Source organism: Endozoicomonas sp. ALB091, from assembly GCF_049310265.1.
Taxonomy (GTDB): domain Bacteria; phylum Pseudomonadota; class Gammaproteobacteria; order Pseudomonadales; family Endozoicomonadaceae; genus Endozoicomonas.
In genome coordinates, this window is record NZ_JBLYNQ010000008.1 from 80,861 (window position 1) to 94,424 (window position 13,564).

Annotated in this window: 2 protein-coding genes; both read right to left on the reverse strand. The window is 53.1% G+C overall.

Annotated elements, in window-relative coordinates; translation table 11 throughout:
- Positions 1–68: 68 nt before the first annotated feature.
- A complete protein-coding gene (locus ACO6UX_RS17160; RefSeq protein WP_422449609.1) occupies positions 69–6,488 on the reverse strand; it encodes an AAA family ATPase in 6,420 nt (2,139 codons plus the stop codon).
- A gap of 692 nt (positions 6,489–7,180) precedes the next feature.
- Complete coding sequence (locus ACO6UX_RS17165) at positions 7,181–13,507, reverse strand: AAA family ATPase (protein WP_422449610.1); 6,327 nt, start codon at positions 13,505–13,507, stop codon at positions 7,181–7,183.
- Positions 13,508–13,564: the final 57 nt, after the last annotated feature.

Genomic DNA, 13,564 nt, shown 5'->3' on the forward strand with positions numbered 1-13,564 from the left:
CGAGGCTTGAGTATTCTGGTACTCGCTTACAACTTTTTGCACTTCCTCAGTATAAGGTATCTATTTTCCTAGTCTGCGATCAAAACAAGAAACTCGTCTAAAAGAGCAAGCAAATCATTCTTTTGAAGAACGACAGCGGAAGGTTGGTTAAAATAGCCTTTTATACTTTCCGGGGGTAATTTTAATTGGGAGATGTGATCAAATTCCCACTTGATGACTTTATAGTTAAAATCCTGGAAAGGCTGCACTGTCTTAGAATAACTATCATAAAGGCAAGTCAACCAAATGGGAGAAGTGGCATCATCCATGTGGTGAACTGCCAGCCAATAAAAGAATGTTTTTTTTATCATCGAGAGTAAATCTAAACTCTTTTCACTCTCATGTAATTCTCTAATTTCTGACCTTATTCCGGATTTTATTCTTCCAGAAATCTTGTCGGTTACTTCTTGTTCTGGCAAAGAAGTACAATCGAAGATAATGGGTTTGTAGATTGTAGATTTTGATATATTCAGGAAAGCAGCCTCTCCGGACACAAGCTTTTCAGGGACGATAATGTAATTGCCGACAGGCTGGTGGTGGAGTTGTTGATGGATGCGATGCTGCGAAAGTCGCTCCAAAAGTGAGCGGCTCATAGTCATCGTTTTGACAAGTTTTATGCACCGCTGTGAAAATCGTTTACCACGATCTGTTACCGGATCAAGCTTGTCAATTTTTATGGATCTTAGAGAATAAGACATAAGCATTCGTTTTACCCGGCCTTTTAACTGACAGGAATCACAGAACCCGGAGAATGTCTGTAAGATGGCCAATAATACATATTTCAGAAATTCAGGCACTGAGCGGTAAAGATCACATAGCCAGTTTAAATAGTGCACATCAGGCTTTTGTGCATGTATCAGGGAGCATAATATCTTCAGATGCGAATTAAGGAAAGAATCTTTCACACTGCAATTGACCATATTATCCGCCATATGCTTATCCACTATATGCCAAGCGCTTTCTTCTATGATACTTTTCCAATCTTTTATGTTTTCACCAAACCGGTAAAACATTTGTGGTGATAATAGTATCTCCCAATAATCCGGAAATGTGCTGGTTTTTACCGGTCCTCTGTTGAATGCAGAATAGAAATCTTTAAATCTGTGCATAAACTCAGTCGAAGCTGATCTGTTTGTATTTGACTGTAAGTCATTTTTAATAATTTCAAGACAATAGTTAATCTTACTACCCAAAGAAAATCCCGGTGACTCAAGAATTTGGTCGGAATAGGCATCCCGCCTTTTAGCGGTTAGCTTCAGCTTGGAATTGTCTGGACGATGATAATCCCCCCAGTCGGGTTCTGTGATATCTGCAGTGGCCTGTCCGCCACCACCAAGTTGGTATTGTCGCCAGGTGTGGCCGCCATCGGGGCTGATCTCAACAAAACGGTGCGAAGCATTCGCTACTTGCCGCGCAGGAATACCCCAATAGTGGCAGAGCACCTGGAAAATCGTCGCCTTGTGTCGGCAAACCCCCTGTTTCTCCCTGAGCATATTCAGCAACAGCTGTTCATCTTGCCCGGTCACATTTTTGCTATCGGAAAATGTATCCAGCCAACCCATCAACGCCCTGAGTCGTTGCGGGATATCCGGGATCCCATGGATGTTACGCAGCTCTGCATAGGCTTCGCAGGTGTTCGTTTTGGGGTAAAAAATCTGCACTTCCAACAGATCTGCAAGCCGTTGACTGCACAATCCCTCTGGTAATGTCAGCCACTCGCCCGGTCTTAGCAGGGTAAAATAGGCTTGCTCGGGGGCAATGATAAAGTCCACCGTAACCGGTGATGCTGAGGCTGCCTTACTTTTGATTAACAGTTGCCCTGTCAGCTCGCTTCGGGCCAGCTCAATGGGGGTGTCCGGGGTGCAGCGCAGTGCCCGGAGCTGGTCTTTGGGCGTCATGGCAGGCAGGGGCTGCCACTGGTTATTCAGGATCAGCACAAACTTGCCGGGCAGTTCATCTGCTCCAAGGTTGGTCCGCCAGACGTTATCATCAGGCCATCCTGGCAACGATGTTAGCGTGCCATTTGTCCAGTCGATGGGGTAGTTGCGCAACCGGCCGTCTTCATCCAGACGGGTCTCCCGAAAAAAGAGACGATATTGGCGGGCATCGTAAGGGTTTTTGGGGAAGTACCTGGTGACCTTGTAGTGGGGGGGCACCAAAATATCGCCAAATTTACAAGGATAAGCCGAATGACCCGTTTGTTGCGGGTTTACCGTTGACCCGCTATTGCCGCTGATCTCCATATCTTGCTGCATGGCTTGTGCAATCGTCATGACGTCCTGATCTGTTGCCTCCGGTGTCACCGTGATTACCCGGTCACCACAACGGAGTTCAGGCCCGAATGTTACCGTGATGGGCGTCAACAGTCCGGGCATGCTATTGGCTATGGTCTCAAGGTCCCGGCGCCGTTGTTCTTCCTGCTGGATTCGTTCCAGGCGTGCGGTATCCTCCTTCAGCGGAGGCAGCGTTGTCTGCAAGGCACGAAAGGGCAGTGACAGGTGTTTTCGCAAGGCCTGATGCCAATGTTCAGGCCGCTGACTGGCCAGCTGCCGGGCGCTGCTGAACAGGTCGTTCAGTGCCAGTTGCACCGGGCGGTTCTGCTGATGCAGTGCTGTGGCCAGTTGGTGGAAGTGACCCGCCAGCCACTTGGGCAACCCATCAGGTATCTTGGGCAAACCCTGCACCAGCCCTTCCAGTTCTTCCGGGGTAAGGGCAGCCAGCCTGACCTGGGTGCAGCGGCTCGTCAGGGCCTTGCTCAGCGCTTCCCGTCCGGCAAAATAGCCGGGATTGATGGTGGCAAACAGGCGAAATCCCCGTGCTGCATGGCCGGTCAACACATTATTCAGCAACCCTTCTACATAGTGGCTGGGAATCAGGTTAAGCTCACTGATGGCGATCAGTTGCCCCCGGCTCATCGCTTGCTTGACGCTTTCTGCCAAAGAGGTCCACTGGTTCGGGTTGGCATTGATATGGACAAATGGGCGTACTGGCTGTTGTTTCCTCTCTTGCTGTTGTTGCCAGAGCCGGATGGTTCTGTTTAGCACAAAATCCTTGCCCCAGCCCGCCGGCCCTTCCACCAGCATGGCGGTGCGTCCCGAGTCATCCTTGTCCAGACTTTGCCAGTAGTGGTAGACCAGCTGCCGGACAGGCTCCGCAGAGAAGTCACCATCGGGGTTGGCGGCCTGCAGTCGTTGGATAAAATCAGTAAAGCTCGCGTCAACCCCCGCCAAAAGGGACGGATCTTCCTTGAACTGGCCCTGGTACCAGACGTTGAGGGTTCTCAGCCGTTGCTGGTATTCCGTGGTTACAGCACCGGCCAGACTGTCCATAAATGCCCGCCTGATCAGGGCGTTGACTTGCGCTGGCGTGTCGTCCCCGGTAGCGGAACAGTGACGGAGAATCTGGCGAACGGTGGCCAGCACATCGGTGATATCTCTGGGTGTGGTCTGGTCCTGCAGCTCCCGGAACTGGTTGTACAGGGTTAATAGCCGGTCACGGGCCTGTTGTTTCAGGTGATCAGGCCAGGCCTGCGGTAGATTGGGCAGAATGATGGCGTTGGCCAGCACGGTGTCCGGCAAGGGGTTATAAAAGAAGGTGGGAATCCGTGATTTCAGCGTGTTATCCAGGTGCCGTCCCGAATAATGATCCGGATTACCGGTGAGAATAATCCGGTGCCGGTTGTTCAGTTCGTACTCCCGGCCCTGATAATGGAGCACCGGCGGCTGCCGGGTTAAACCGGCCAGGGGGGCAAGCAGACCCTCTGGCACCAGGTTGGCTTCATCGAGCACCAGCAGGGGCGGATCTTTCGATAATGCCCACTGCAGCAGTGGCCCTTCACAAAATTCGGTGCCATGGTCCTCCGCCCCATTGCCCACTGAATAACTCACCAGCTGCGGTCCACCAAACAGGGCTTCTGAGGTGTGGTTGGGCCCAAGCTGAAGCACCTGACAGTCTGGATAACCAGCCCTGGCCGCAATGGCTCTGGCCATAAAGGTCTTGCCGGCTCCGGCCTCACCCTGCAGGAACACCACGGGATGCTCCCGGACCCTCTGGGCCAAATGCTCCAGACGCCGCTCCTGCCGGGACCAGTGATGGCGCTGTCGGGCAAGAAGGGCATCGGGCAGATCCTGACACGGCCCGGGTAACTGATCATCAACAAAGGCAGTGGCCAGTAACTCCCGAATCTGTTGTGATTTCTGTTGATCGGTCTGATTTAGAATGGCGGCAATCTGGCTCTCCAGCGTCCCGGCCGTTTGGCTGATGATGGTGCCCTGCCTGAGTGATGCCCGGTGAGCAATCAGGGTATCTTTTAAGGTTGAGCGCAGGTTCCCGTCAAACCAGCGTTTTTGCCGGACCAGCCGAAGATCAACACCCAATCGCTGTGCCAGGGGCCGCTGCTGTGCCCGGGGGGCGGCGGCGACAATATAGGTGGCCAGCTGGTTCACTGCGTCGTGAGATACAGGATACGGGTCTTGGCTGCCTTGGTGTACCGTGGCCGGGCAGTGCCGGGCCAGCGCCCAGAAATCAGCCTTGATGTCCCTCAGTTCCGGGGCCGGGTGGTGGGCCAGCCATTGCTCCAGGGCGGATCGGTCGGCCCGGTTGTCGGCGGGTTGATCCGGATAATAACCGGCAATTTTCGCCTTGATGAAACTGTAAATCTCCGGATCGCCGCGATACGCCTTGGCCAACAGCACATGCAAGGCTCGGCGTTGATGGCAGGGCAGCAGCCCTGGGCTACCGTCCAGCAGGCGTTCTGCCTCGGCCTGTTGCTCAAACCGATACTGAAAATCGTCCCCGGTCCAGGGCGGCTTGTCCGGATAGTGCCTTTGACAGGATTGGGGCAGAGACATCAGCAGGGAGTAGACCGGGTTTTCCGGTGCGGGTGGTTGGCTGTCGGAACGGTTGAGCAGGGCGTTGATCAATGCTGAGCCGGTGGTTTGCTGCCCCGGGGGAGGCGTGAAGGTGACCTGTGCCTTTGGCAGATCCATCTTATGCCCATGAATAAACAGGTAAGGGGCGGGCAATAACAGGGTTTCCAGGTTGGCAGCCAATTCCGGGTTGCGCTCCAGACCATAAAGGGTCGTTGGCGTCCCATTGACCAGGGCATCCAGCAGTCGACTGTTGGTCAGGGAAAAAGTGAAACGGCTCTGGCTGGTGAGGTTGACCTGTTGCAGGGATTCCAGGGTATCCCCGGGGTTGATCTGATAGGTAAAAGTGGCGCAGTGTGGGTTGCAGGCTCCCGTGGTTGGACAGTCACCAGCCCTTGCTGGGAGCAACAAATCGGTTGGCAAATTGGCAAACAACTGTGGTCTTTTACTCTCCGGTAATTCCTCCAGTCGGCACAATAACCATAACCACTGTTTGTCATCCAGCTCGCCAGTAAGCACCAGTTGCCTGCAACCTTGCAGCAGATTAGCGAGCATATCCGTTTGCACAACGGCAGTGCCCTCTACCATCACATGGCCTTTGAGACGCTCGATTGAGCTGCCGTTAATCACCACAAACGGGCTCTGGGAACAAAAAACGGTGCTGTCGCTGATCGACTGATCTTTCCGGGCTTTGAGTTCGGTGGCACAGACATGGGCTACGGACAGGGATATCCGCTCAGGCAGCCGTACCCATTGTTTGTTGGCGGTGAATCCGCCAACCCGTATGGCCGTTGCCAGGGCTGCCTGGAAGCCAGTGTCTTCCCAGGGTGCATTGTTAAGCACAAGGTGGGTATTCTCTTTCAGGTTGGCCAAAGCCCCTTCAGAAAAAACCAGGCGACCCCGATCATTGAGGGTGATACCACCAAACAGTTGATGGTACCAGTTGTCGGTGGTGGCAAAGTTGATGGTGACGCGGAGGGCATTGGCCGGTATATCTTCCGTGGTTTTTTGTGCCAGCAAGGTTTCATCGGTCACCGAATCAGCAATATAGCAGTCGGCTTCTGGTACGGCCTTTTCCGGCATTTGTCCTAATCTGCGCCAGAGGTCGGGGTTGGCGGGCTTACTTCCGTCCAGCATCCCGTGGTTGACCAGAAATACCCGCCGGATTTGGTCGCCCAGTGGTTTATCGTTACACTTGGGGCACACCTGAAGGAGGTCATTAAAGCTGGCAATATCACCGGGTGTCATGGCGGTCAGGTCAAACACCAGGGTCATCGGCTCATCCGTAAACAGTCGGCCTTCCGCTTTTTTTAATTGGCCGCCCTCTAGCCAGGTTTGTTGCATCAGGCCCTGTTTTTCCAGATCATCCAGCGCGCGAATGCAATAGGTTGCAGGCTGTTCATGGCGTAATTGATCAATAATTCGCTGTTGGGTTAACGGAGTATTGGCAAAATAGAACTCACCGGTGCTCAGGCTCTGATGGGCCGCTTCCTGATCCGTTGAGCGGGCGGTGGAGTGATCGCTTTGAAAGTGAGAGGTAACTTGACAGGCAGCGGCAGGCCTTTGTCCTAAATCAGGCATTGGGACTTTTTGAGGTTCAATTAATCTTGATCGCTTTGCTGAAGATTGCTGAAGCTTTGCCTGTCCATCGGAAAAATCCGATATTTTCCTTATGTTTCCCACCTGGTGTGGTAAAGAGTGGGTTACTGTTTGACTTGGCAAGGAGTGATAATTGATAACTTCATTTATTGTTTTGTCCATTTGATCATCCATGCCTGATTTATGAATGCCGGTGTCAGGAAATTTTGGACAAAAAAATAATAAGAAGGTTCCTGCTACGGAAACCCCATTTTGCAGCGGCGGTGGACGCCAGGGCTAAATGGACAATTCATGATGAGTGGATGCTCAACCGAAAGGAAAACCAGTTCAACTGGCTGGCCGGTATGCTGATGGCATTACTACAAACGAAATCATAAGTAGCCAGAAAATATAATTTCATTTGGTTAGGAATAGTCCTTGAATAATTTACACATTTCGGAGCCTCCGAACTCCGTTCGTCCTGAGCCTGTCGAAGGGCGTTAACTCCGAGGCATGATAGATTGTGCCAGGCACCCTTCGACTCCGCTCAGGATGCACGGAGAGTGAGTTCTAAATGTCGGAATTATTTAAGGACAATTACTTGGCTACTCAGGCTCTATTTGGCTTTTGGATTGCTCTACTATGAACACTGTCTATAGCTCACGAAACATTGGTCTGGAATCCTGAAAGAGCCACTACCTATTTTCGATCTGTGCAAGAAACTCATCTAAAAGAACAAGCAAATCATCCGCCTGAAGAACGACAGCGGAAGGCCGGTTAAAATACTCTTTTAAACGTTTTGGAGGTAATTTTAATTCGGTCATGGGGGCATCTTGCTGATTAGCAGCTGTAAGCAACGGCTCATAGCCAGGCCGCTTTGCCTCAGAATAGATATTATATTGTTGAGTCACCCAAATTGGAGGAGTGGTATCATTCCTGTGATGCGCTGCCAGCCAAATAAAGAATATTTTTCTTATTGCTCCGTTGGTAACACTAACCTTTTCACTTTCACATATTTCGCTAATTACTGGCTTTAAGCCGGATTTTATTTTTTCAGCAATCTTATCGTTCATCGCATTTTTGGACAAAGAAGTACAGTCGAAAATAATAGGTTTGTAGCTTGTAGATTTTGATACGTTCAGGAAAGCCGCCTCGCCGGAAATCAGTTTTTCAGGGATGATAATGCTATTGCCCACAGGCTGGTGGTGGAGTTGTTGATGGATGCAAGGCTGGGATAGTCGCCCCAAAAGGGAGTGGCTCAAGGTCATCGTTTTGAAAAGGTTTATGCAGTACTGTGAAAATCGTGGATTTTCGTATTCAAGAAGGCTATCCGTTCTGGGTCCTGGAGAATAAGACTCAAGCATTCCTTTTACCCGGCTTTTTAACTGACAGGAATCACAGGACCCACAGAGCGTCTGTAGGATGGTCAATAATTCATATTTCAGAAATTGAGGCACCGAGCGGTAAAGGTCACATAGCCAGTTCAAATAGTGCACATCAGGCTCTTGTGCATGTATCAGTCGAAATAATGGTTTCAGTTTATTTTTGATAGTTGTTCTTAAATGGTTTCTGACTGCTGAAAAATTCCAGGCACTTTTCTCTATGATACATTCCCAGTCTTGTATTTTGTCACCAAACAGGCAAAACATTTGTGGCGATAATAGCACCCCCCAATCCTTCGGCAAAACTCTGGAGTATTCAGGTCCTCTGTTGAATGCAGCATAGTTATCTTTAAGTTGGTGCATAATATCAGTCAGCACTGATCTTTTATTGCACGACAGTAATAAATCTTCAAGACGTTCAAGAGACTTCTCAATTTTGTGCCGTAACACAGAGCCTCTTTCCGTTGAATTGATAAATCGGTTGGAAAAGGCATACCCTCTTGTAGCGGGTGGCTTCAGGTCAGAACCACCTGGTTGACCATACTCCCCCCAGTCGGGTTCTGTGATATCTGCTGTAACCCGTCCGCCACCACCGAGTTGGTATTGTCGCCAGGTTTGGCCGCCATCGGGGCTGATCTCAACAAAACGGTGCGAAACATTCACTACTTGCCGGGCAGGAATTCCCCAATAGTGACAGAGCATTTGGAAGATCGCCGCCTTGTGTCGGCAAACCCCTTGTTTCTCCCTGAGCATATTCAGCAACAGCTGGTCATCTTGTCCGGTCACATTTTTGCTGTCGGAAAATGTATCCAGCCAATCCATCAACGCCCTGAGTCGTTGCGGGATATCCAGGGCCCCATTGATATCACGCAGCTCTTCATAGGCTTTGCAGCTGTTCGTTTCGGAGTAAAAAATCTTTTCTTCCAGGACTTCTACAAGCCGTTGACTGCACAATCCCTCTTGTAATGTCAGAGACTCGCCCGGTCTCAGTGGGGTAAAATAGGTTCGCCCGGGGGCAATGATAAAGTCCACCGTTACAGGTGATACTGAGGATGCCTTACTTTTGATTAACAGTTGCCCTGTTAGCTCGCTTCGGGCCAGCTCGATGGGGGTGTCCGGGGTGCAGCGCAGTGCCCGGAGCTGGTCCGAGGGCGTCAGGGCAGGCAAGGGCTGCCACTGGTTATTCAGGGTTAACGCAATGTTGCCGGGCAGTTCATCGGTGCCAAGGTCGGTCCGCCAGACGGTATCATCAGGCCATCCTGGCACAGGGGTTATCGTGCCATTTGTCCAGTCGATGGGGTAGTCGCGCAACCGGCCGTCTTCATCCAGAAGGGTCTCCACAAAGGAGAGACGATATTGGCGGGCATCGTAAGGGGTTTCGGGGAAGTACCTGGTGATCTTGAAGTGCTGGGGAGCCACAATATCGTCAAATGTGGAGGGGTAAGCCGAATGACCGGTTTTTTTCGGCTTTACCGTTGACCTGCTCTTGCGGTTGATCGCCGGGCCTTGTTGCATGGCCTGCACAATCGTCATGATGTCTTGATCTGTTGTCTCCGGTGTCACCGTGATTTCACGGTCACGACAACGGAGTGCAGACCCGAGCTGTACCGTGATGGGCGTCAACAGTCCGGGCATGCTATTGGCGAGGGTCTCAAGGGCCCGGCGCCGTTCTTCTTGCTTGATTCGTGCCAGGCTTGCGGTATCTTCCTGCAGCGGGGGCAGCGGTGTCTTTAAAGCGCGAAAGGGCAGTGACAGGTGTTGTCGCAAGGCCTGATTCCAATGTTCAGGCCGCTGACTGGCCAGCTGCCGGGCGCTGCTGAACAGGTCGTCCAGTGGCAGTTGCACCGGGCGGTTCTGCTGATGCAGTGCTGTGGCCAGTTGGTGGAAGTGATCCGCCAGCCATTGGGGCAACCCGTCAGGTATCTCGGGCAATCCCTGCACCAGCCTTGCCAGGTCTTCCGTGTCAAGGGCTGCCAGCCTGATTTGGGTGCAGCGGCTGGTCAGGGCCAGGCTCAGCGCTTCCCGTCCGACGAAATAGCCGGGATTGATGGTGGCAAACAGGCGAAATCCCGGCGCTGCATGGCCAGTCAACACATTATTCAGCAACCCTTCTACGTAGTGGCTGGGAATCAGGTTAAGCTCACTGATGGCAATCAGTTGCCCCCGGCTCATGGCCTGTTTGACGCTCTTTGCCAAGGTGGTCCACTGGTTCGGGTTGGCATTGATATGAACAAACGGGCGATTCATCCCTTGCTGTTGTTGCCAGAGCCGGATGGTTCTGTCCAGCACAAAGTCCTTGCCCCAGCCTGCCGGGCCTTCCACCAGAATGGCGGTGCGCCCCGAGTCATCCTTGTCCAGACTTTGCCAGTAGCGGTAAGCCAGTTGCTGGACAGGCTTTGGCGAGAAGTCACCATCGGAGTTGGTGGCCTGCAGTTCCTGCAGGAAAACAGCAAAGCTCTGGTCGACCCCTGCTATCAAGGACGGATCTTCCGGGTACTGGCCCTGGTACCAGTGGTTGAGGGTGTCCAGCCGCTGCTGGCAGTCATGGGTGACGGCACCGGCCAGACTGTCCATAAATGCCCGCCGGACCAGGGCGTTGACTTGCCCAGGCGTGCTCACGGTAGCGGCACAGTGACGGAGAATCTGGCGAACGGTGGCCAGCACATCGATGATATCTCTGGGTGTAGTCTGCTCCAGCAGCGCCCGGAACTGGTTGTACAGGGTTAATAGCCGGTCACGGGCCTGGTGTTTCAGGTGCTCAGGCCAGGCCTGTGGCAGGTTGGGCAGAATGATGGCGTTGGCCAGCACAGTGTCCGGCAAGGGGTTATAAAAGAAGGTGGGAATCCGTGATTTCAGCGTGTTATCCAGGTGCCGTCCCGAATAATGATCCGGATTACCGGTGAGAATAATCCGGTGCCGGTCGTTCAGTTCGTACTCCCGGCCCTGATAATGGAGCACCGGCGGCTGCCGGGTTAAACCGGCCAGAGGGGCAAGCAGACCCTCTGGCACCAGGTTGGCTTCATCGAGCACCAGCAGGGGCGGATCTTTCGATAATGCCCATTGCAGCAGTGGCCCTTCGCGAAATTCGGTGCGGTGATCCTCCGCCCCATTGCCCATTGAATAACTGACCAGCTGCGGTCCGCCAAACAGGGCTTCCTGGGTGTCGTTGGGTCCAAGTTGAAGCACCTGACAGTCTGGATAACCAGCCCTGGCCGCAATGGCCCTGGCCATAAAGGTCTTGCCGGCTCCGGCCTCGCCCTGCAGGAACACCACGGGATGCTCCCGGACCCTCTGGGCCAAATGCTCCAGACGCCGCTCCTGCCGGAACCGGTCAGAGCGCTGCCGGGCAAGGAGGGTGTCGGGCAGATCCTGACACGGCCCGGGTAACTGATCATCAACAAAGGCCGTGGCCAGTATCTCCCGGATCTGTCGTGATTTCTGTTGATCGGTCTGATTCACAATGGCGATAATCTGGCTCTCCAGCATCCCGACCGTTTGGCTGATGATGGTGTCTTGCCTGAGTAATGACCGTTGGGCGATCAGAGTATCTTTTAAGGTTGAGCGCAGGTGCCCGTCAAACAAGCATTTTTTCCGGGCCAGCCGAAGATCGACCGCCAATCGTTGCGCCATGGGCCGCTGCCGTGCGGGGGCAGCAGCGGCGACCACATAAGTGGCCAGCTCTTTCACCGAGTTGTTATCTATGTCATCCGGTTCTTTGCTGTCCTGGTGAACCGTGGCCGGACAGTGCCGGGCCAGCGTCCAGAAACAAGCCTCAATGTCCCTAAGCTCGGGGGCCGGGTGTCGGGCCAGCCATTGCTCCAGGGCGGATCGGTCGGCACGGTTGTCAGTGGGCTGATCCGGATAATAACCGGCAATTTTCGCCTTGATGAAACTGTAAATCTCCGGATCGCCACGATAAGCCTTGGCCAACAGCACATGCAAGGCTCGGCGTTGATGGCAGGGCAGAAGCCCGGGGCTACCGTCCAGCAGGCGTTCTGCCTCGGCCTGTTGGTCAAACCGATACTGAAAATCCTCCCCGGTCCAGGGCGGTCTGTCCGGGTAGAGCCTTTGACAGGATCGGGGCAGTGACATCAGCAGGGAGTAGATCGGGTTTTCCGGTGCGGGTTGTTGGCTGTCGGAAACGTTGAGCAGGGCGTTGATCAATGTTGAGCCGGTGGTTTGCTGCCCCGGGGGAGGCATGAAGGTAACCCGTGCCTTTGGCAGTTCCATCTTGTGCCCATGAATAAACAGGTAAGGGGCGGGTAATAACAGGGTTTCCAGGTTGGCAGCCAATTCCGGGTTGCGCTCCAGACCATAAAGGGTCGTTGCTGTTCCATTGACCAGGGCATCCAGCAGCCGACTGTTGGTCAGTGAAAAAGTGAAACGGCTCTGGCTGGTGAGGTTGACCTGTTGCAGGGATTCCAGGGTATCCCCGGGGTTGATCTGATAAGTGAAAGTGGCGCAGTGTGGGTTGCAGGCTCCCGTGGTTGGACAGTCGCCAGCCCTTGCAGGGAGCAACAAATCGGTTGGCAAATTGGTAAACAACTGTGGTTTTTTACTCGCCGGTAATTCCTCCAGTCGGCACAATAACCATAACCACTGTTTGTCATCCAGCTCGCCAGTAAGCACCAGTTGCCTGCAACCTTGCAGCAGATTAGCGAGCATATCCGTTTGCACAACGGCAGTGCCCTCTACCATCACATGGCCTTTGAGACGCTCGATTGAGCTGCCGTTTATCACCACAAACGGGCTTTGGGGGCAAAAAACGGTGCTGTCGCTGATCGTCTGATCTTTCCGGGCGTTGAGTTCGGTGGCACCGACATGGGCTACGGACAGGGATATCTGCTCAGGCAGCCGGACCCATTGCTTGTTGGCGGTAAATCCGCCAACACGTATGGCCGTTGCCAGGGCTGCCTGGAAGCCAGTGTCTTCCCAGGGTGCATTGTTAAGCACAAGGTGGGTATTCTCTTTCAGGTTGGCCAAAGCCCCTTCAGAAAAAACCAGCCGACCCCGATCATTGAGGGTGATACCACCAAAGAGTTGATGGTACCAGTTGTCGGTGGTGGCAAAGTTGATGTTGACGCGGAGGGCATTGGCCGGGATGTCTTCCGTGTTTTTTTGGGCCAGCAAGGTTTCATCGGTCACCGAATCAGCAATATGGCAGTCGGCTTCTGATACGGCCTTTTCCGGCATTTGCCCCAATCTGCGCCAGAGGTCGGGGTTGGCGGGCTTACTTCCGTCCAGCATCCCGTGGTTGACCAGAAATACCCGTCGGATGTGGTCGCCCAGTGGTTTATCGTTACACTTGGGTCCCACCTGAAGAAGGTCATTAAAGCTGGCGATATCACCGGGTGTCATGGAGGTCAGGTCAAACACCAGGGTCATCGGCTCATCCGTAAACAGTCGGCCTTCTGCTTTTTGTAATTGGCCGCCCTCTAGCCAGGTTTGTTGCATCAGGCCCTGTTTTTCCAGATCAGCCAGCGCGCGAATGCAATACGTTGCAGGCTGTTCATGGCGTAATTGATCAATAATTCGCTGTTGGGTTAACGGAGTATTGGCAAAATAGAACTCACCGGTGCTCAGGCTCTGATGGACCGCTTCCTGATCCGTTGAGCGGGCGGTGGAGTGATCGCTTTGCAAGTGAGAGGTAACTTGACAGGCGACTGTTGTCCTTTGTCCTAAATCAGGCGTTGGGAC

Coding starts and splice junctions, on each gene's coding strand:
- ACO6UX_RS17160 (WP_422449609.1), bottom strand. CDS start 6,488: ATGCCTGATTTAGGACAAAGGCCTGCCGCTGCCTGTCAAGTTACCTCT.